The following is a 19,882-nucleotide window of genomic DNA, read 5'->3' on the forward strand; positions in this document are numbered from 1 at the left end:
AACTTCGCGCACGCGTAACTTATGACTTCGCGTCACACATCGATGGTCGAAATCGCTCCTTCAATCCTGTCGGCGGATTTTGCCCGGCTGGCGGAAGAAATCCAGGCAGTCGAGCGCGCCGGCGCCTCGCTGCTGCACGTGGACGTGATGGACGGCCGGTTTGTGCCCAACATCACCATCGGTTTACCGGTGGTAAAAGCCATTTCCCGTGCAACCCGGCTGCCCCTGGACGCGCATCTGATGATTGTCGAGCCGGGTCAGTACGCCGAACAGTTCGTTGCCGCCGGCGCGCAAATGGTGTCAGTCCATATTGAAGCCGACCCGCACGCGCACCGGACACTTTCGGCCATTCGGGCTGCGGGCGGACAGGCCGGCATCGCAATCAACCCGGCAACATCGCTTGCGGCGGTGGAAGAAGTCCTCAAATTCGCGGATTACGTGCTGTTGATGTCAGTTAACCCGGGGTTTGGCGGACAAAAGTTTATTCCGGAATCGCTGGATAAATTGCGGCGTTTGCGCGGTATGATCGACGAGCGAGGCTTGCACACGCGGATCGAAATCGACGGCGGCATTGACCGCGATAACATCGCGGAAGTGGCCGCTGCCGGAGCTGAAATCATCGTCTCAGGATCGGCAATTTTCTCCGCAGAGGATCCCGGCGTCGCCCTTCGGGAATTGCGTGAGGCGACGGTGCTCTGGGTTTAGCGAGTCGTCAGCGATTAGCCAACGCCCGCAAGTCAGTCTAAAATGACCCGTTTTGTTTTGGAGGTTTCCCAATGTCTTTTGTTTTTAATCGCGGCCGGAGTTCGATGAAAGTCTTTTCGTCACTCCTGCTCATCGCCGCCTTGTCTGTAGTCCCCGTGTTGCACCCGGTCGCGGCCTACGCCCAGGGCCAAAACAGCGCTTCCAACTATCAGCGGCTCACGGTGATGAAGTCGAAGCTCGAGGCCATGCGCCGTTCCCTTTCGTCGGCAATCGCCGCCATGAACTCTGGCGACAAGGCCGACAAAGAAAAGAACGCCGACGACCCGCGCGAGCGACTACGGGGTTTGGATAAGGAAGTCGGTTCCATCCTAAGTGAAGTCAACGATCTCATTGGGAAAGAGGAGAAGGCCGAGAAGTACGACTCGACGCAAATCGGTAGCCTGGAAACTTCCACCACGGAATTGAACACGCGCGTCGAGTCGGGATTGCAATCAACGGCGAGCGCGCGCACTGGCGAGACCGCGAACTACCGTCCGAAACAGAAGAGCAACCGGCGCCTCTTTGGGCTGCTCCCGGGAAAAAAGAACGACAAGTATGACGAGCTGACCGGCACGGTCGCGCCCGGACGTGATCGCGTGCTGTTCATCGAAGCCGCCAAAGAAGTCCGCGGCGGTCGCCATGAAACCGGCCGGTTGCTGTTCACCACCATCATCAATACCTATCCGGACTCGCGATATCTGGCGCTGGCTAAACTGGCCATTGCCGATTCTTTCTATATCGAGGGCACCACGTCCGCTTTGATTCAGGCCGGACAGGCTTACGAAGACTGGCGCACCTATTTCCCCACCGACCAACTGGCCGACGACGCCCTGCTGAAGGTTGCCGAGACAGAGATGCGTCAGATGGGCTTGTCGGATCGCGACATCAGCCACGCACGCAAAGCCGAACAACGTCTGAAAGCGCTGCTCCAAAGATATCCGCAGACCGATCTTCGGCAGCAGGCGGAATTACGTCTGCGTCAGGTGCAGGACAATCTCGCGATGCACAATTTGCAGGTGGCGCGGTTCTACTACGACTCGCGTTACAGCCACAAAAAAGGCGGTCTGAAGGGCGCGCAGGATCGCTTAAAAGAGATCGTCGAGAAGTTTCCGAACTTCTGTCTGATGGACGAGGTGTTGTTCCGCTATGGCACCACGTTCCTGGAAGAAGAAGAGCCGGACGAAGCCGCGAAGCTTTACCAGCAGATCGTCCGGGATTATCCGAACAGCGAGTACGTGGAAAAAGCGAAGGAGCAATTGGAGATCATCGGCGCGCCGATTCCCGATCCGGATCCCATTAAGAAGGATCTGCCGCCGTGCGAGAAGCCGGGCTTTATGGCGAATCTGATCCAGCAGATCAGCGGCAGCGCCGGCGTCACCACCAGTCGTGATGGCATTCTGATCACCCGTGACGGAGAAGGCACGGACTTAATCGACAAAGCCATCAGCAACAACGGCGAGCTGCCTGAGAACGTGCAGCCGGTCATTCAAAGGACCACTCCGGCCCCGACCGTTTCTGAACGGCCGCGCACGACGCAAACACCTGCGCCCAGCCCGAAGCCGTAAAGCATGGCCGCGTAGCGGCCCAATGTTTATAGCAGCGTTAAGCAAACTAAGTTGTTGAATCGAGGGAAACCGGAACTCCGGTCTCCCTCGATTCGCGTTGGAACAGTTGAGCGCCGTTCTATAAACCTTCGGCGCCTAGGGCGCGTTTGCAACCGGTACGCGGTCTCCGGCGCGGAGCACGCGTGACGCGTGCGTACCGTCCATCACCCATCACTCATCACTCATTACTTGTGTTAGCATTCCGCTCCAATGGCGGAGGACATTCAAAGCGAACTCGAGCGCCGGCACCGCTCAGCGACCCTCGTCGTCCTGTTCTTTTTTGCGTTGGACATCGTGCTGGTGGCCATTGCCTACCTCGCCGGCGAACGCATCTATCGCCCGGCGAATCCGCAACTCGCGTTTGGTTTATGGCTGGTAATTCTCGTTTGCGGCCTCGGCGTATTTGTCCTCAGGCGCACTCGCTTCTCGGCCATGCGTCTGCAGGACATTGCCGCGGTGCGAGGCGTATCAGCAATGCTGCGGACGCTGCAAAACACCACCATCCAGGTAGCGTCGATTGGCGGTGCAATCGGTTTGCTGGGTTTCATCATCACTATCATCACCGGTGATTGGTCGAACATGGCGCGCGCCGCCGGCGTTTCCGTTATCGTTTTGCTTTACTGCTATCCATTCAAGAGCGCGTGGCAGCGCACGGTGCGGCAACTTGCTCCGCCCGCGTGACTGTTTCGCGCCCACACATCACAAGGAGAAAAATTGTGTCAGCAGAAAACGTGAAGACTGTCGAATCAATGTATGCGGCTTTCGCCACAGGCGATATTCCAACGGTGCTCGCGGGTTTGGATCCGAAAGTGGAATGGTGGGAAGCGGAAAACTTTATTTATGCCGAAGGCAATCCTTACGTCGGCCCTCAATCAGTGTTGCAGGGAGTGTTCATGCGTCTCGCCATGGAATGGGACGGCTTCGGAGTTGCTCCAGCAGGTGTCCTCGATGCGGGCGACATGGCAATCGGCCATGGCTACTATAGCGGCACGTACAAGCCGACCGGCAAAACGGTGCGCGCGCAGTTCGCACACTTCTTCACGTTTCGCGAGGGAAAGATCGTGAAGTTTCAGCAATACACCGACACCGCGCAGTTTAAAGAGGCGGTGGCAGAATAGATCCAAGTCTCTCATTCACACCGGGCTTCAGCCCGGTGATCTTTGACAGGGGAAAGGTCGGTGAAACCGTTTTAACGGTTTCCACTTCTCAACGACCGGAGATCCTAATTGCGTCTGCACCTGGAGAAAGGTTGAAACGGGCTTGGACCGGGCTGAAGCCCGGTGTGACTGACAGACGAAAACTTCAGACCGTAAAGTCTTTTGCGCCAAAACCGAGCCGCTGAACGGCGACAGAAATCCCTTCATCCTTCATCTTTCATTCTTCATCCTTCGACTTACCGCGCCATACTCCTGTCCAGCGCCTCAGCGAAGGCGATATGATTTCCGTCTGGATCGACAATCATCAAAGTTTTCACCTGCGTCCCTGAACTTCTTTCAGATGCGTCGACGCCGAGGTCCTGGACGCGCGCTACGATTTCTTCAATGTCGTTCACCGCAAGTGTGCAGGAGCCGGATCCGGCTCGCTCGGGCAATTGATAAATCTGAAGCCAACCGCCGCGCGGAAACTTCCATTCCGCTACTTCCGGCATCGGGTTGGAATCCGCGACCCGGCCGATGAGTGCCTCATACCAGGCCACAGCCGAAGCCAGGTCTTTTACCGCGAGACTCGCGATTGCGTTTTCAATCATGACTGATTATCTCCCCGCTCAGATGTCGATTATGAAAGTCCCAGCAGACTGCCGCCCCTTTTGCTTTCTGTTCCGCCAGCCTTAGCTCTGGCGCGATCGTCAGCGTAAAGCAAAGTTCGTCCGCACTTCGGACAGACCCAGAAATCAAAGAAATCAAAAATCGCACCCGCCGCGGGCAGGTTTACTTCAAGCCCACCCGCCTTGCGTCCACCCACGAGGTCCGAAAGCAGGACCAGGCTCAGAACCGTTTGACACTCAGGACACTGTCTACCTTCTTTACTCATAGTCATCTCCGCTTGGATTTCCTTTATTATTACTCTTCATCGCGAACGTCTAAGTTACAACGACCGCATGCAGACGCCTAAACCTTACGACCTCATTGCCAATCAGTGGCACGCAAACAAACGCGCCCACGGCTACGTCCAGCACGTCTTAAGCTACGTCGATCGGATACTGGAAGACTTGCCCACGGGCGCGAAGATCCTCGATTTAGGTTGCGGCACCGGCGACCCTGTTGCGAAGTACATCATCGAGCGCGGCTTTACTGTCACCGGCATCGATGAATCTTCCGAAATGTTGAAGTTCGCGCGGCAGACGGTTCCTGAAGCCGAATTGATCCACGCCGACATGGTCACCGTCGAGTTGACTGACACGTTCGACGCAGCGGTCGCCTGGGATTCAATGTTTCATGTCGGGCGAAAACATCACGCCGCGATCTATCGCAAGCTTGCGAATGCTCTGCGCACCGGCGCCCGGCTCTTGTTATCGGTTGGTGGGTCGGCCCCGGCGGAAGACGATTCAGTCGAAGGCTTCACTTCCGAGATGTACGATCAGACTTTTTACTATAGCGGCTTTGCTCCGGAAGTCGCGCGCAAACTAATCGCAGCATCTGGTTTTGAAATTGAGTTGTGGGAAGTTGACGATCCTACATCGCGCGGCCATATCGCCGTCATCGCGCGCAAGATTTGCCGCGCTAGTTAAGCGGCACGGTGGATTGCAGGATGGTATCGAGGCGTTCGAAATCAATCGGCTTCGGCAGATAGTCGCTGCAACCTGCATCGATTGCCGGCTGTCGAAACCCGTCAGGGTCATGGCCTGACACGACAATAATCGGCGTGTCGCGAAACTCGCGGTGAGAGCGAAGAATTCTCACAACTCCAAAACCGTCGAGTTTGGGCAACTCCAGATCCAACAGGATCAAATCCGGACGATGGGTCAACGCAACTTCAAGCGCGCGCACGCCGTTTTCAGCTGAAAGAACTTTGTAGCCTTTCAAACCGAGAAGCACCCGCATCATCTCTCGCCCATCGTGGCTGTCTTCAGCGATTAGAATGGTTGGCGTAAGCGGCACGGGGGCGCGAGCGGTGCCGGCGTCAGAAGAACGCTGGGGGGTAACTTGTGACACTGAGAGGACCTCACAGAAACAAGGCGAAAAAAATCGGGAGTAAGGATCGAATGTATTAGTAAGGTTCGAAGTGGAAGCGAGCCCCAAATCCCCTGACTATCTGGGACCCGCCCCACTTCTTCCCCTTTTTGTCGGGATCGACGCGCGAATTATCGAACCTTCACCGGCGGTCGTCTGTACGTCGGCGAACACAACCGGCCTCATCCCGAAAATCTTTCAAAAAAGTAATGGAGGGGGGGAGGGGGGTCATTAATCGTAGCCGCTTTCCCTCAAACCTCTGAAAGTTTACGGTCTGAAGGTTTGGCCTGTCATTCACACCGGGCTTCAGCCCGGAGATCCACAGCCGCTAAGATAAACGAACCGTTTCAACGGTTTCTCCGGGTGGAGACGCAAACTGGATCCTAATCAAGATCTCGGCTCCTTGAGAAGTGGAAACCGTTAAAACGGTTTCACGTATCTCTCCTGCCAAAGATCACCGGGCTGAAGCCCGGTGTGAATGAGAGGACTTAACTCTCTGACTTTTGAGTCAAATCCAGTCGTTACGATCTTTTACCTGCGGCAGTGGATGCGATTGAGGATTCCCCGTATTGAATCGAATCGGCGCTAATCCTTACCATGCACATCGCCCCTAAAAGTCGCGTACGAGCCAATTGAGCCCCCGCCCCCCCCCAACTAGTTGTCGCTCTCCCGGATCGCAAACGCAGCAAGTCATCTTCTGGGGTAATTCTCACCGTAGCGGCGGCTGAATGTACGGTGCCGCACCCTCGCAGGAGTCTCTGTTGGCCCTTGGCATTCACATTGCCAAGTCTCGAGTGCAGAAAAATCCAATTAGACCTGCGCGAGCGAACCGGCACGCGCTGACAAGGATGGTAATGAGATTAACTTCAATAATTGCTTTGGCCCTCGCGGCCACTCAAACGGCATGCGTAATGGTGGGAGGCTACAGCAGTAACGGCGGCTGGTGGATCTGGCCGGGCAGCATTATCAGCCTCCTGGTTGTCGTAATTGTAGTCTTTCTACTGCTGCGACGGCGTCGATGATCAGAATGAAGATATCGCGGGCCTTAGTGCTGATAGTGATAGCGAACTGCTTTTTCGGCTGCTCCAACGCACAGCAGCCTCGGACGGATGCCAAGTCTTCACCGACCGGATCACATAAAGCAGGTCGTTGATGGATCACTCAAGCGGCTGCGGACCGATTGCATAGACCTTCTCTATCAACATCGCGTCGATCCGCAAGTGCCTATCGAAGACGTCGCCGGAGCGATCAAAGATCTGATGGCGCAGGGTAAGGTTCGGGCGGGCTGGAACTCTGTCGAAGACTCAGACAAATTGACCTGCAACGCGGATTGTTTTCTTTTCCGGCGTTACGCAAGAATCGGAAAGACAAGCCGCCCTGGAATCGGGCGCTCAGGGATACCTCCTTAAACCCGCAGCCAATGAAGAAGTCACTGAGATTAAGCGATGTGCTCAAAACCCGCGGTCAAACCTCTTTGACAAGGGCACTACGCGGCGGCGAAAGCGGATCTCAGATTAACTGGAAGTGTAAACGAATCTTTTCCTCCTGATTATTAATCGCGCAACGCCGCAATTCTCTTGACCATAGGTATCACGGCGTTATAATTCACCCCGAATTTAGACCGCTGCCGCAAGTATTCCATGTCTCCGCGAAACCTTCTGCTGGATCGGCTTCCCCGCGATGTATACGAGCGTATTAAGTCTGATTTGACGCGTGTGTCTTTGACGCACGGCGAAATCCTTCATCGCGCCGGCGAAGAAATCCGCTTGCTGCACTTTCCGCTGACCTGCATGGTTTCCATCACGCTCATGACAGCCGACGGTCGCACCATTGAGACCGGCGCCATTGGGAATCGCGGCGTCGCCGGCCTCAATGCCTTCATGGGAGGCCATGAAACCACGCAGACCGAATACATCTGTCAGGTATCCGGCGACACGCTCACCATCGCCGCCGAGCCGCTGAAAGAAGAGTTCAACCGCAACACCGAAATGCGCGCGGTGTTACTGAAATACACTCAAGTCCACATGGCTGAGATTTCGCAGAATGTGGCGTGCATTAGTCTACACACCCTGGAGCAAAGATTTGCTCGCTGGCTGCTGGAAGTACGCGAGCGGACCCAGTCGGATAGGTTCACTCTCACACAGGAATTCATGGCGCAGATGCTCGGCGTGCGCCGTGCGGGAGTTACGGTGGCGGCGTTGGCCTTGAAGGAATTGGGAGCCATTGAATACGCGCGGGGCGACCTCAGGATTTCTGACGTGGGCGCGCTGCAAAAGCTCGCCTGCGAATGCTATCAGTCTTTGAAAGACGAATACGATCGTCTTTTAGGCGTCCGCGAAACCGGCAGCCTCGGTTGAGTCACGTTTACAAGTTGTGGAGATCAGCGTAAGGTGAGTTTCGTAGCAGTAATTGATCTTTAGAACCAACTTTCGACATCGGGTGACTCTCTTGCTTTAAAGAGCCCCTCCTTGTGCCGTCAGCTGCGTTGCGAGCAAGCGGAAGCAAGGAGGCCCTTCATCACCAATCAAAATAATCATAAACACACCATTTTAGTGGTCGAGGACGTTGCTGAAATCAGCACGAGTATGAGCGCAGCGCTCGACAAACGCGGACATCGCGTCGTGCACGCCTCGGATGCCGAACAGGCCATCCAACTCGCCGAAGTTAATCGGCCGGCGTTAATCCTGACCGACCTGGAGTTACCCACATTCGACAAGTTGTTGAACCTGCTCCGCGGTCACGCTGACTTGAATGACACGGTCGTGGCCATCATCGACCTTAACCATCCAAGGGTGGATGGCCACATTAGAGTCCTTCCTGACTTTCAGGCGCTGGACGATCTGCTCTACGCTTCTGGAAATTCCGACCCGCTTTGAACTACGTCCGTCCCCGTACAGACAGCACCCATACAATGGTCGCCTAGGCTGCAAAAACTCAGAAATTCCGTTTTAGCCCAAGGACTCAGACGCCAATCCGAGTATGGCCAGCCAACGTTAGTTGCCCGACTAAAGGTGGTGCCCCCATGTTTACGCCCGAACCGATGACGTGGTATGTCGTCGTCACGTGCGAGCAGTGCAAGTCGACGATCTTTTTATTCTCAGATTTAACGAAAGGCAAGGGCGTCCTGGACGCCAACTACATAGTGACGTGCCCGCATTGCGATCACAAAGCAGGGTACCTCGCGCGACACTACTACCACTCGTTCGAGCAGCAGGTGAGTAGCCCTACCGCTCTGGCCGCGAGTGCCTAGGCTTTACGACTACGACGTACGGCCAAAATCATCCTGCAAGCGGACGATGTCGTCTTCGCCCAGATAGAAACCCCGCTGGACTTCAATAAAGACTAGCAACTCCGCGCCGGGATTCTCCACCCGATGAGCTGAACCGACGGCGATGTCGATCGCTTCGCCGGCCGAGACATTGATCTCGCGATCGTCGAGCGTCACTCTCGCAGTTCCCTGCACCACAAACCAATGCTCGGCGCGCTGCGCATGCTTCTGATAACTGAGGCGCTTGCCCGGCAGAACTTCGATGCGCTTTACTTTGAAGTTTTCGCCCTCGTCAAGGACGGTAAAAGTGCCCCACGGACGACGATCGAATTTCGGTGACGTGTCTAATCCTGATTCCGCCATTCAGCGCTCCCGGATCTGCGAAGGTGCCACTTCGCCCGCCATCATACCGCAAGACAAAGCCTTCACGGCATCAGCTTTGCTATTCACAGCCTGAACGTTCAAGCGTTCAAGAAATCTTCTGACGCGTGCCGTCCTGCGTTCGGTTAACCAACAGTTAACGATACCGAACTGGTACGCCTAAAGGGCTGGGTTAAATGCGATTAAGATCTTTAATTTTTGCCAGTGCTCTGGTTTTTACCTTCATGGCGAACGCCGTCGCGCAGCGCGCGGCGAGTGAAACCTACACCGGCACGATGGTGGGCATCGGCCGTTCCCGAAGCGCGACGCGAACATTCTCGTTGACGCTCAAAGGGCGCACGCCGGATGCGGAAGTCGCGCGCGACGTCGCTATTCTTGCTGAAGGTCGGCAGGATGCTCTGCTTGAAGCAATCGACGACCGCGATCTCGGCTACTTCTCGTTAGGAGGACAACTTGGCCGTCGACTGAACTTTGTGACTGAGACAACGCTCGCCAACGGCGATCGCAAGTTAATGATTCTGTTCGAACGCTGGGTGAATCTTTACGAGGTGCGCTACGGCGCCCGCTCGACCGACTACCCATTCAGCTACGTCGAATTGATCATCGGTCGCAATGGTCGCGGCGAGGGGACATTCATCCCCGCCGCGCGGGTACGGTTCGCCGGAGGTAATCAGGTCGAGGTCGAAAACTTTGGAATTTATCCAGCACGCCTGTTTGGCGTGCGCCGCAGAAACAGCAGTTAAGAACGCGCAAGGAATGCTCGTCCCGATAATCAAAAATGGAGGACAAGTATGTCGGAAAAGGAAAGGCGAAAAAAAGACGGTCAACGTAAAGACAAGAAGGCGCAGGCGATGCGCGCAAACAGCAGCCCGCGACGCGAACAAGCCTCGATCCGCTTCGGCGAGCAGAAGCGTGCGGAACATCCCGAGCGGCGGCGCGGCGAGCGCAACGATTATGAAGACCCGGCGAAGCAGTGAGGAGTAAGTAACACAACTTAAGCGCATCAGCTTACGCGGTAGAACTAACTTAACAATTCGTGAGTGAGGAACAAACAATGGGTGAACAACTTTCGAAGAAACGTGGCGTCAGGTCTTCAGCACAAAAGGAAGACAGCACGCGAAATCAATATGAGGAAATGCCGGCGAGCAGCCAGGTTGCGGGCGCTCACGGAAACCCGAAGCCGCACAAGGATTCGGACAAAGACATCGCGCTAGCGATGGACGAACAGCGCGTCAAACGAGAACGGGAAGAAGCTGCAAAGACGCTTTAGGCCCTGGAACTTCAACTAGGAGGAATGCTCATGTCATCAGAACGTGGTGGATCAAGTGCCGGCGTGGTTGCCGTGCTCGTCATCTTCGTAATCCTGGTTGCCGTCGTGCTGTTTTTCTTTGGCGGCAAACTCTTCAACCGTGGGGGAACGCAAATCAACGTGACCACTCCGGCTCGCTAGCGAGAATCAATGACCGGAGCGCAAGCATCGCGCTTGCGCCTCAGTCAGAAGTGCAACCGGGACGGTTGCGCTCCAGTCTGCGCGGTGGCCTTTAACCGCACCTTGCGCGTAATTCATGACCACAATCGAGCGGATTCATGCGACCGGAATACATCGAATGGGAACGCCCGCACGTGGGTTTCGGTACCAGCGCGCCGGAGCGAAAGTCACATCGCAGGATCTGGCGCGCATTCGCGCGCTGCGAATTCCGCCGGCGTGGACCGAGGTGGCCATCAATGCTGCCGCGTCGGGACGCGTGCAAGTCGTAGGCAAAGACGCGGCGGGCCGCTGGCAATATCTCTATCACGACAGTCACGTCCGCCAGCGCGAACAAAAAAAGTTCATTCGACTAATCAAGTTTGGCGAAAACCTGCCGGCGATGCGGCGGGCCGTGAATCGCGATTTGCGCAAACCGGGATTGCCGCGCGAGCGTGTGCTGGCCGGGATCGTTCGCATTCTTTCCGCCGCCTTTCTTCGGCCCGGTAGCGAAGTCTACGCAAGCGAGAACGGCAGCTATGGCGTAGCGACGCTGCGACCGCGCCATGTCAGCGTCAAGGGTTCGATCATCACGTTCCGCTTTCGCGGTAAATCCGGCGTGATGCACGAATCACAATTCGAAGATCGCCACGTCGCGCGGCTAATGCGCCAACTCCTGAAACAGACCAACCGTCGGGTCTTCAAATACCAAAATGGCGAGGGCCAGTTGGTGGATGTGCGGGCCCAGACCCTTAACGCCTACATCCGTGAAATCATGACCGACAGCTTCAGCGCGAAAGATTTTCGCACCTGGTCGGGAACGCTTCTCTGCGCGTGCTCTTTGGCGCGCCGGCGTAATGCGGATCCCGAGCATGAGCGTTCGGTGAAGCGAATGATCATTTCGGCGATCAAAGAAACGGCGCGCGCCCTCGGCAACACGCCCGCCGTCTGTCGCAGCTCGTACATTTGTCCGGCAGTGATTGAAGCGTTCGAAAAAGATAAGACGATCAGCGACTACTTCAAGGGCCATGAGCACCTCGGGTCATTTCGCTCGCCGCGTTTGCATCCGGCGGAAAAGGCGCTGCTCAAACTTTTGAAGACGAAATGAAAGAGAACTGCGAAGCTCGTCGAGCTGCGTAGCAGCGGTCTTAGCTAAGCCCAAGGCGAGGCTTTTGCGAACCTTGGGAAACTGCCGTTACAGATCAGTGGAGCCCGCGAAGCGGCGACATCTCCCGAGTTAAGAGATTTGAGTTCAGCGTCGGAACCAACGCGAGTGCCTCGTTGAGAGGTTCATTCTTAGGAGAAATCTTGCTGGCGCTCCTTCCGATCGCCTAACTCAAAGTCACCACAGGATCGAATGCCGGGCGCCACGACAACTTCGCCGCTCCGTGGCTCCTACAAATTAGTAACCGTCGTAACCCAAGGCTCGCAGAGCCTCACCTTGGGCTTAAATACATCCGCTGCTTCGCAGCTGCCCGTCCGCTTCGCGGACTTTCATATTTACGGGAAACGCTTTTTTGCGCTAGCATCGTGGGCATGAAGTACACAAAAGTCTTAAGCGTTCAAAGCGTACTTTTGGTTTTGGCCGCAGCCTTTGCGGGGCTCATGTTCGGGTCAGAGGCGCAGGGGGCCACTTGGAAAGGTCTTGAGCCCTTAGTATCAAAGCGCGCTGACGTTGAGCGGGTCCTCGGACCGCCTACGGCGGATCGGCTCGCCAAAGACGGCACTCTGCAATTTGAGTCTCCGGAAGGTGCGGTAACTGTCTTTTTTGTTACTCCGAAGTTTATAGCTGCCCGGAAATTGCCACCCCGTGTGGAAGGAACGGTTCTGCTAATACTCGTTCAGCATACATCGTCTAGAACGACGCCCGGATCGATGAGGCTTCCGGCAAACCAGGATTTCGAACGACAGGTTAGCGGCCCAAAAGAGATTTACTCCAATCCCAAGGACGGCATTTACCACACGTTTCTCGAGAGCCGGTTGGATACTACGCGGTACTCGTACTCGGCTGAGAGGTTCACGAAACTGCAGGACGAACTTAAGGTAGCGTCACCTTAATCGGAAAGATTCGGTCCGGTCCGTTAATCATTCATCATCCGGTGGCGGCTTCGCCTTAACGTCGTAGAACAGAATATTGACGGCCAGAAAGAGTGCGCCCATGGCGGCGACGAGGAAGAAGATCATCGGGAGGCCGGGATAACCAAGAATTTTGAAGGTAGACTCAACTCGCATCATCAACGCGGCCCCAACTATCAGGGCTGCCAGGATGAGTCCCAAGGTGATGCGATTCGCAACCTTTTGCAGTCCTTCAATTAAAAGTTTCTCATCGATCGCATCGACGCCGATCTTCAATTCGTTGTTGCCCACCGCGTCGAGGATTTTATTGACCCGTGTCGGCAGACGCTCGACGAACTCTTTCAGCTCAACCATGCGCGTCATCAGCACGCCCGGCTCCAGACTCCTGTACATCTGGCGCGTCATGATGTTCGCCGATTCTTCGCGGATGACGTCGTTCGGATTGAAATCCGGCGCGAGGGTGTAGACGCTGCGGTCCAGATTCAGGATCGCCTTCGCGATCATCGTGTATTCCTGCGGGAAGCGGAACCACGTATCGGCGCCGATTCGCATAATCTTCATGATGATTCGGCCGGCGTCGATCTTGTCGAGCGACGCGTTCGCATGGCGAATAACCAAACTAGAGACCCGTCGCTTGAATTCAGTCTCGTCAAAATTTTCCCTGGCTTCTCCAAGTCTGACGGTGATTTCGGCGACTTCCTCGCCGCGGCCTTCGGCGATGGCCAGTAACATCCGCAGTAGTTGCTCGCGCATCCCGTCACTCAGATGCGACACCATTCCTAAATCGATTAGCGCAATGCGGTTGTCATCGGTGAGAAACACATTGCCCGGATGTGGATCGGCGTGAAAGAAACCATCGACCAGAAGCTGTTTCAGGTACGCGCGGAACAAGTCCTCGGCCAACTTCATGCCGTCGATTTCAACCAGGCGCACCGGACTGACGTCGGTAATCTTCTTTCCCGGGATGAAATCCATCGTCAGGACGAGCGATGATGTGTAATCTTCGACGGGCGCCGGAATTACGATATTTTCATATTCGCTGAGGCTTTCCCGGAGTTTTAGAAGGTTGTCAGCCTCGCGTTTGAAATCCAGTTCGCGCATCAGGCTGCGGCGAAACTCTGACAGTATCAGGCTGAATTCGTAACGCTTGCCGACGTCAGAGTGGTTGTCTATGAACTCGGCCGCTTCTTGAAGCGCTTGCAGGTCTTCAATGATCGTTCCGCGAATGTTCGGCCGTTGAACTTTGACCACTACCTCGCGTCCATCGCGCATCCACGCACGATGAACTTGTCCCAGCGAAGCCGCCGCCAGCGGCTCAGGCTCAAACTTCGCAAACAGTTTTGACAGGCGCCCCCCGAGTTCCCTCTCAACAATCTCCTGGACCTGCTCGAAAGGAAATGGTTCGACCTTGTCCTGCAATCGCGCCAGCGCTTCGAGATATTGCTCAGGCAAGAGGTCGGCACGCGTGGAAATCAGTTGGCCAAGTTTGATGAACGTCGGTCCAAGCTTTTCCAGATCGTCGGCGAGTTCTTCGGCTTTTGCGACGCCGGCAGCTAAAGCGTCTTGCTGGCCGTCGGCTCCGGGCTGAATGTTGGCCTGGTTGACCAGGTCAGACCGGCCGTACTTAATGAAGAGAGCGACCACATCTTTGTAGCGCTTCAAATGTTCCGGTTTAAGTGAAAGTGTTAAGGCCATTTTTGACTACGTTCGGTCGTCAGCAGTTCTCTGCCTTCGAAAAAGGACTCCGATTCCGGTGACGACCATCGCGCCGGCCGAGATGATTCCCAGCCAGAACCAGCCTGTCAATTGCGCCGGAATCAAAGCTGCGGCATCGCTAATCTTCGCGCGCTGATCATTCATCAGGAACAGAGTAATAGCGCCGGTCACCGCGCTCACAATTGCGAATGGCTGTTGTCTCTCGCCGGCGCGCCGCAGTAATCCTATGACCAATACCGCCGCGGTCAGCAGCGGGATCAGCCACAGGAGCGTCGAATCCTTCCGCGCCAGATCAAATCCACTCAGAGTATCGCTGGTCTCGCCACAGCTCATTTGCACCCAGGGCAGAAAAAAGCAGACGAGAACGATTGCGGTCGCGCTGAGGTTGATCCGGCGCATTTGTTATCCCCTCTTCCTTTGGGAGAGGGTTAGGGTGAAGGGCTGACAGCCTTCGCGTCAATACTTTTGCCCGCCGCGAGGCTCCGCCGCGCAGCGCGGAAACTATTAACCATTACGCGTTCCCGGGCTAAAGCTTTGCTCCCTCATCCCAGCCCTCTCCCAGAGGGGGAGGGGGCCAATCCGCTCGCGCCCTCTCGCTCGCTAGCTTGAAGCCGCCGCCTTCGAGATGTCTTCAACAAGCTCGGCTGTCTTCTCGGAGTCATCAAGTCGCGTGGCGATGTCGGCCTGCGAGATAATTCCGACCAGCCGACCGCTCGCATCGACGACCGGAATGCGTCTGACCTGATTGTCTTCCATCAATTCCAGCGTCTCTTCGATGTCGCCCTCAGCGGTACACGTGATCAAATCAGTCGACATCACGTCGGCGATCTTCGTTGTCTTTGGATCCTGACCTTCAGCCACCACGTTGAGAACGATGTCGCGGTCGGTAATGATCCCTTCGAGCTTGCCATCACTGCCGACAATCGGGATCGGACCGACGTCTTCACTCTTCATCAATTGCGCCGCCTTCTCTACGAAGTCGGTCGGTGCACAGGTCTTTGGGTTCTTCGTCATCACTTCACTGCATGTCATTTTGTATGCTCCTTTGGTTCATGATTCCGTTGTTTGCATTTTGACCGGCTGCCGGTCCTTCTGTTGGTTTCGCGTACACTTCTACACTCGCCCGCGTTCGGTTTACGGCTCATGGATCGAGCGTTTTGCTGAAACCGTTCGCTGTGAGGGTTCATTGTGCAAACGCAGTGCCGACGGCTTAACAGTTAAGAAGTAGTTAGCAGTATCCAATTTCGCCTTTGCGATCTTGCGACTTTGCGACTTTGCGTGAAAGGACCTTACGTACGAGAGTGGTCGGTTCGCCCATGTGCTAAGACGCAAAGACACGCAAAGTAGAGGCACACGGGAGGAGAAACTACTAGTTCAGTTTGAGAAAGCCTCTTCATTCTCGCCGTCGCTTTAGCGCGGCGATCACGTTGGGGTGGCGTAGGGAAACCATTTAAACGGTTTCCCTTGCTTGGCCGCTGGCCGACACCGGGCTAAGACGCGGTGTGAATAGGAAGGTGAATATGAACCAGTACCAGTTACCAAGCACGTTGGGAAATTCCCGGAGCTTTCTGATAGCATCTCCGGCGTTCGTAAACGAAAGAAGATGAGCACACCTGTAGCGACGCCTGCCGCTTCGATCCTGGCAACCGAAGAAATTCGCAAACTGTTCCCCGCAACCGAACGCGCCCACAACGGATACCCGGTCGCGTACTTCGACGCTCCGGGAGGAACCCAGACGCCGAAAGTTGTCGTCGATGCGGTCGCTGATTACCTGCTGAACCACAACGCGAACACGCACTGGGAATATCCCACGAGTCACGAGACCGACGCGATTATTCAGTCAGCACGAGACACGTTCGCGGATTTCTTGAATGCTTCAAACGAAGAGATTGTCTTCGGCCCGAACACGACGACGATGATTTATCACCTGTCGCGCGCGCTGGGGCGAACGCTGGGACCGGGCGACGAAATCGTGATCACTGAACTGGAGCATCACGCGAACGTTGCTCCATGGCAGGCGCTCGAGGTTGAACGTGGCATCACGTTGAGGGTCGCACAAATGGATCCGGAAACGGGCCAGTTAGATTGGAATGATTTCGAGCGGCTGGTCACGAAAAAGACGAAGATGGTCGCCTTCGGCGCGGGTTGTAATGCGCTGGGCACAGTCAACAATTTTCGCGGCGCGGTTGAGCTGGCGCATTCAGTCGGCGCGCTCGCATTGGTTGATGCCGTCCATTACGCACCTTACTTTCTATGCGACGTTAAGGAAATGGACTGCGACTTCCTGACAGGCTCGGCCTACAAGTTCTATGGTCCGCACGTCAGCGTCTTCTACGGGAGAAAGGATCTGCTTGAGTCGATCGACTTCCCGAAGTTGCAGCCTGCGCCGGAGACCGCACCCGAACGTGCGGAGATGGGAACGCAGAGCCACGAGGGAATCGCCGGCGCGGCCGCTGCTGTCGATTTCTATGCGTCGCTGAGTCTCGGCCCCAGGAGCGATGAGGTCAGTACCGGGAGCGCTAGCCACCGGGTATCTCGTGTCAGTACCGAGAGCGGTAGCGACCGGATCGATCATTCAGCCCGGAGTCGACGCGAAGCCTTAAAACAATCCTTCGCCGGTCTCCGCGCCCACAGCACACCTCTAGTTCTAAAACTGTGGGAAGGGTTATCCAGCATAAACGGAATTCGCATGTACGGCCCACCGCCACACGTCGAACGCACGCCAACTGTTTCGTTCACGGTTAAGGACGTCGCTTCCACGGAAGTCGCGCGCCGCCTTTCCGAACGTGGTCTGTTCGCCTCGCACGGTGACTTCTATGCGCAGACGGTGATTGAGCGATTAGGTCTCGCGCCGGAAGGTCTGGTGCGTGTCGGTTGCGCATGCTACACGAGCGAAGCAGAGATCGAGCGGCTGATCGAAGCAGTTCGCGACATCGCGACCTTAAAAGCAATCTGAAAGTTGTACCCCATACGCCTGTTCCAAGGAGGAACCATGAAACCAATCTGCATCGCCTTACTCGCGCTTTGTTTTTGCGGCGCGGTCGCTTTCGAAACCCGGGCGCAATCGAAACCGGAATACAAAGGTCGGCCCGGATCACCGTTCTCTGAAGTCGTGCGCGTTGGGAATATGCTCTATCTCTCAGGACAGCTCGGCGTGAATGCCTCCGGCGCATTGGTCACGGGAGGCGTTAAAGCAGAAACAAAACAGGTGATGGATAACATCCGCGGCATCCTTGAGCGGAACGGTTCCGGGATGGACCACGTGGTGAAGTGCACCGTCATGCTGCTGGACATTGCCGAACGGCCGGCCATGAGCGAGGTCTACGTCAGTTACTTTCCCAAAGAGCGCATGCCCGCGCGCAGCACGTTTGGCACTACCGGTTTAGCGTTGGGTGCGCGTGTGGAGATTGAGTGCATGGCCACGGTTAAGTAGCCCGGCGGGCACACACGCTCGGTCGTGCTGTTGCCGATCTAGAAAAGTCGGTATGCACGTCTCCGGCGTGCTAACCGAGCGATGAAAAATTGAACAGCCATCGGCGCAGTTCTTGACGTTGCGGCTCTTAGCTCTTCGCTCATTTATGAAGCAATACCACGACATTCTCCGCTCTATTCTTGACCGCGGCGTCGAACATCAGGATCGGACTAGGGTCGGCACGATCTCGCACTTCGGATTTCAAACCCGCTTCGATTTGCGCGAAGGCTTTCCCATCGTCACCACCAAGCGAGTTCCCTTTCGCTGGGTTGCGGAAGAATTGTTTTGGTTTTTGTCGGGCGATACGAACGAAGCGAACCTGCGCGCGCGCGGCGTCGACATTTGGAAAGAGTGGGCGGATGAAGAACACACGCGGCGCTTTGGCCGTGAAGCCGGCGATCTCGGCCCGGTCTATGGATATCTTTGGCGATCCTTTGGCGGAAACTATCCGAAACATGACGGCGTCGATCAGATTGAGCGTTTGATAAATGAAATCGAAACGAATCCGAACTCGCGGCGCCTGATCGTTAGCGGTTGGGACCCGCGCGAGTGCGACAACGTCGACCTGCCCCCTTGTCATACTTTGTTCCAATTCAAGATTGAGGCTGGGAACGCGCCTGGGAGCGCGGGCATCCTGCCCGCCTCTGCTTCTGAAAATCGGCCTGTTCTTCACTGCCAACTTTATCAACGTTCAGCCGATGCATTTCTCGGAGTGCCATTCAACATCAGCTCGTACGCGTTGCTGACTCATCTTGTCGCGCACGTCTGCGACCTGCAGGTGGGCGAATTCATTTACACGCTGGGCGACTATCACATTTACAAGAATCATCTCGAACAAGTTAACGAATTGCTTTCACGCACACCGAAACCACTACCGCGGCTCGACATAAATGACGAGCCCGGGAAACTGCGCAGCCTCGAAGGTCTGCTTAATTTTCGCTACGAACATTTGAGCCTCGTTGGGTACGAATCGCATGCGAAGATCGCCGCGCCGGTGGCGGTCTGAATATCGACTGCCGTTTTGGTAAGTGGTATCGTGAACGGGTATGAAGAGCTTTAATTACATCGTTGAGAAGTGCGCTGACACCGGTTTGTACGTCGGTTACGTCCCGGAGTTCCAGGAGCTCATAGCCAGGCGGATACGCTAGAAGAATTGCGCGACAACATGAAGGAAGTCATTCAACTCCTACTCATTGACGGAGAACCGAAGTTGGAAGCCGAATTCGTAGGGACTGAAACTGTAAAGGTGGCGTAACATGAGCCGCCCACCCGTTCTGAAACCGAGGAAAGTCGTTTCGCTGCTTCAGAAGTTAGGACTTGTCGAAGTGCGGCAGAAGGGTTCGCACAAACAGTTTCGCCACCCCGATGGTGCAGTACCACAGTCCCCTTTCACGCAGGCCGAGATATCTCGCCAATCTTGCTTCGGCAGATCGCCCGAGACATTAATCTCACGATTCAGGAGATCATCGACGCCCGCTGATGCGGGACGGGAACCAGCATGTCCGTAATCGGAATCGTTGCAGTAGATCGAAATCTCGCCATCGGTAAAGGCGGAAAACTGCCTTGGCACTATTCTGCCGACATGAAGTTTTTCAAAGCCACGACGATTGGCAACACCGTCGTGATGGGACGGCGGACCTGGGAGACCTTGAAGAGGCCGCTGAAGGAACGAACGAATATCGTTCTGAGTCGCGAGACTAACTTCAACCCAGGAAATCCCGTTCTGGTAATGCGTGACGTCGATTCCGTGATGGAGTTCGCGCGTGGTCGCGACGAGCATTTATTTGTGATGGGAGGCGCGAAAGTTTATGAAGCGTTCCTGCCGCACATCGACCGCTGGATCGTCACCGAAGTTCCTTTGTCAGTTGAAGGCGCCGACACTTTCATGCCGCCGAACTTTTTGGAAGGTTTCGAAATGTACGAGCTGAGGCAGCTGGATGAAGGTTTGAAAGTGAAGTTTTATGAACGGTAGCGTGGCACAGACTT

At 55.6% G+C, this 19,882-nt stretch carries 27 protein-coding genes; 20 read left to right on the forward strand and 7 right to left on the reverse strand.

Annotated elements, in window-relative coordinates; genetic code table 11:
- Positions 1-21 precede the first annotated feature (21 nt).
- From rpe to VFX97_16330, 4 genes are all read left to right on the forward strand, one after another.
- Positions 22-705, forward strand: coding sequence for a ribulose-phosphate 3-epimerase (rpe, locus tag VFX97_16315; protein ID HEX5704765.1), 684 nt, complete (start codon positions 22-24; stop codon positions 703-705).
- Positions 706-776: 71 nt separating this feature from the next.
- Positions 777-2,309, forward strand: coding sequence for an outer membrane protein assembly factor BamD (gene bamD, locus VFX97_16320; GenBank protein HEX5704766.1), 1,533 nt, complete (start codon positions 777-779; stop codon positions 2,307-2,309).
- A gap of 249 nt (positions 2,310-2,558) precedes the next feature.
- Positions 2,559-3,029: a hypothetical protein gene (locus VFX97_16325; protein HEX5704767.1), complete on the forward strand. Its 471-nt coding sequence runs from the start codon at positions 2,559-2,561 to the stop codon at positions 3,027-3,029.
- Between the two features lie 35 nt (positions 3,030-3,064).
- Positions 3,065-3,466 carry a nuclear transport factor 2 family protein gene (locus VFX97_16330; GenBank protein ID HEX5704768.1) on the forward strand — a complete coding sequence of 134 codons (402 nt, stop codon included), beginning with the start codon at positions 3,065-3,067 and terminating at the stop codon, positions 3,464-3,466.
- A 275-nt stretch (positions 3,467-3,741) separates the two neighbouring features.
- Here the strand turns inward: VFX97_16330 and VFX97_16335 are convergent, their stop codons facing one another.
- Both VFX97_16335 and VFX97_16340 read right to left on the reverse strand, forming a co-directional pair.
- The gene (locus VFX97_16335; protein ID HEX5704769.1) at positions 3,742-4,095 is read right to left on the reverse strand and encodes a VOC family protein; all 354 of its coding nucleotides are present in this window, start codon (positions 4,093-4,095) and stop codon (positions 3,742-3,744) included.
- 29 nt (positions 4,096-4,124) lie between these two features.
- Positions 4,125-4,379 (reverse strand): hypothetical protein, encoded by a 255-nt coding sequence (locus VFX97_16340; protein ID HEX5704770.1) that lies wholly within the window; start codon positions 4,377-4,379, stop codon positions 4,125-4,127.
- A gap of 28 nt (positions 4,380-4,407) precedes the next feature.
- On the opposite strand from VFX97_16340, the gene VFX97_16345 reads away from it, so the two are divergent.
- On the forward strand, positions 4,408-5,076 hold the full coding sequence (locus VFX97_16345) for a class I SAM-dependent methyltransferase (protein ID HEX5704771.1): 669 nt from the start codon (positions 4,408-4,410) through the stop codon (positions 5,074-5,076).
- Here the strand turns inward: VFX97_16345 and VFX97_16350 are convergent.
- Positions 5,069-5,500: a response regulator gene (locus tag VFX97_16350; protein ID HEX5704772.1), complete on the reverse strand. Its 432-nt coding sequence runs from the start codon at positions 5,498-5,500 to the stop codon at positions 5,069-5,071. The genes VFX97_16345 and VFX97_16350 overlap by 8 nt on opposite strands.
- 872 nt (positions 5,501-6,372) lie before the next feature.
- Between VFX97_16350 and VFX97_16355 the strand changes: the two genes are divergently transcribed.
- From VFX97_16355 to VFX97_16375, 5 genes are all read left to right on the forward strand, one after another.
- Positions 6,373-6,540, forward strand: a complete 168-nt coding sequence (locus VFX97_16355; GenBank protein HEX5704773.1) for a hypothetical protein — start codon at positions 6,373-6,375, stop codon at positions 6,538-6,540.
- Positions 6,541-6,627: 87 nt separating this feature from the next.
- The gene (locus VFX97_16360; protein HEX5704774.1) at positions 6,628-6,927 is read left to right on the forward strand and encodes an aldo/keto reductase; all 300 of its coding nucleotides are present in this window, start codon (positions 6,628-6,630) and stop codon (positions 6,925-6,927) included.
- 231 nt (positions 6,928-7,158) lie between these two features.
- Positions 7,159-7,875: a Crp/Fnr family transcriptional regulator gene (locus VFX97_16365; protein ID HEX5704775.1), complete on the forward strand. Its 717-nt coding sequence runs from the start codon at positions 7,159-7,161 to the stop codon at positions 7,873-7,875.
- Positions 7,876-8,070: 195 nt separating this feature from the next.
- The gene (locus VFX97_16370) at positions 8,071-8,394 is read left to right on the forward strand and encodes a hypothetical protein (GenBank protein ID HEX5704776.1); all 324 of its coding nucleotides are present in this window, start codon (positions 8,071-8,073) and stop codon (positions 8,392-8,394) included.
- 146 nt (positions 8,395-8,540) lie between these two features.
- Complete coding sequence (locus VFX97_16375; GenBank protein HEX5704777.1) at positions 8,541-8,768, forward strand: hypothetical protein; 228 nt, start codon at positions 8,541-8,543, stop codon at positions 8,766-8,768.
- Between the two features lie 9 nt (positions 8,769-8,777).
- Here VFX97_16375 and VFX97_16380 read toward each other — a convergent pair whose 3' ends face one another.
- Positions 8,778-9,149, reverse strand: coding sequence for a phosphomannose isomerase type II C-terminal cupin domain (locus tag VFX97_16380; protein ID HEX5704778.1), 372 nt, complete (start codon positions 9,147-9,149; stop codon positions 8,778-8,780).
- A 194-nt stretch (positions 9,150-9,343) separates the two neighbouring features.
- Between VFX97_16380 and VFX97_16385 the strand changes: the two genes are divergently transcribed.
- The 6 genes from VFX97_16385 to VFX97_16410 all read left to right on the forward strand — a co-directional run bounded on the left by VFX97_16385 (position 9,344) and on the right by VFX97_16410 (position 12,690).
- Complete coding sequence (locus tag VFX97_16385; protein ID HEX5704779.1) at positions 9,344-9,910, forward strand: hypothetical protein; 567 nt, start codon at positions 9,344-9,346, stop codon at positions 9,908-9,910.
- A 48-nt stretch (positions 9,911-9,958) separates the two neighbouring features.
- Positions 9,959-10,144 (forward strand): hypothetical protein, encoded by a 186-nt coding sequence (locus VFX97_16390; GenBank protein HEX5704780.1) that lies wholly within the window; start codon positions 9,959-9,961, stop codon positions 10,142-10,144.
- A gap of 77 nt (positions 10,145-10,221) precedes the next feature.
- Positions 10,222-10,437 carry a hypothetical protein gene (locus tag VFX97_16395; protein HEX5704781.1) on the forward strand — a complete coding sequence of 72 codons (216 nt, stop codon included), beginning with the start codon at positions 10,222-10,224 and terminating at the stop codon, positions 10,435-10,437.
- 30 nt (positions 10,438-10,467) lie between these two features.
- Positions 10,468-10,617 (forward strand): hypothetical protein, encoded by a 150-nt coding sequence (locus VFX97_16400; protein HEX5704782.1) that lies wholly within the window; start codon positions 10,468-10,470, stop codon positions 10,615-10,617.
- A 115-nt stretch (positions 10,618-10,732) separates the two neighbouring features.
- Entirely contained in the window at positions 10,733-11,740 is a 1,008-nt protein-coding gene (locus VFX97_16405) for a hypothetical protein (GenBank protein ID HEX5704783.1), read from the forward strand.
- 767 nt (positions 11,741-12,507) lie between these two features.
- A complete protein-coding gene (locus tag VFX97_16410) occupies positions 12,508-12,690 on the forward strand; it encodes a hypothetical protein (GenBank protein ID HEX5704784.1) in 183 nt (60 codons plus the stop codon).
- 27 nt (positions 12,691-12,717) lie between these two features.
- On the opposite strand, the gene VFX97_16415 is transcribed toward VFX97_16410, so the two are convergent.
- The 3 genes from VFX97_16415 to VFX97_16425 form a co-directional block, all read right to left on the reverse strand.
- Positions 12,718-14,403: an AarF/UbiB family protein gene (locus tag VFX97_16415; protein ID HEX5704785.1), complete on the reverse strand. Its 1,686-nt coding sequence runs from the start codon at positions 14,401-14,403 to the stop codon at positions 12,718-12,720.
- A gap of 6 nt (positions 14,404-14,409) precedes the next feature.
- Positions 14,410-14,823, reverse strand: a complete 414-nt coding sequence (locus tag VFX97_16420; GenBank protein HEX5704786.1) for a hypothetical protein — start codon at positions 14,821-14,823, stop codon at positions 14,410-14,412.
- Positions 14,824-15,024: 201 nt separating this feature from the next.
- The gene (locus tag VFX97_16425) at positions 15,025-15,456 is read right to left on the reverse strand and encodes a CBS domain-containing protein (GenBank protein ID HEX5704787.1); all 432 of its coding nucleotides are present in this window, start codon (positions 15,454-15,456) and stop codon (positions 15,025-15,027) included.
- A 571-nt stretch (positions 15,457-16,027) separates the two neighbouring features.
- On the opposite strand from VFX97_16425, the gene VFX97_16430 reads away from it, so the two are divergent.
- The 4 genes from VFX97_16430 to VFX97_16445 all read left to right on the forward strand — a co-directional run bounded on the left by VFX97_16430 (position 16,028) and on the right by VFX97_16445 (position 19,868).
- Positions 16,028-17,380 (forward strand): cysteine desulfurase-like protein, encoded by a 1,353-nt coding sequence (locus tag VFX97_16430; GenBank protein HEX5704788.1) that lies wholly within the window; start codon positions 16,028-16,030, stop codon positions 17,378-17,380.
- 36 nt (positions 17,381-17,416) lie between these two features.
- Positions 17,417-17,857, forward strand: a complete 441-nt coding sequence (locus tag VFX97_16435) for a RidA family protein (GenBank protein HEX5704789.1) — start codon at positions 17,417-17,419, stop codon at positions 17,855-17,857.
- Between the two features lie 145 nt (positions 17,858-18,002).
- Positions 18,003-18,902 carry a thymidylate synthase gene (locus VFX97_16440; GenBank protein HEX5704790.1) on the forward strand — a complete coding sequence of 300 codons (900 nt, stop codon included), beginning with the start codon at positions 18,003-18,005 and terminating at the stop codon, positions 18,900-18,902.
- Positions 18,903-19,394: 492 nt separating this feature from the next.
- A complete protein-coding gene (locus VFX97_16445; GenBank protein ID HEX5704791.1) occupies positions 19,395-19,868 on the forward strand; it encodes a dihydrofolate reductase in 474 nt (157 codons plus the stop codon).
- Positions 19,869-19,882 lie beyond the last annotated feature (14 nt).

Source organism: Pyrinomonadaceae bacterium (assembly GCA_036277115.1).
Classification (GTDB): domain Bacteria; phylum Acidobacteriota; class Blastocatellia; order Pyrinomonadales; family Pyrinomonadaceae; genus UBA11740.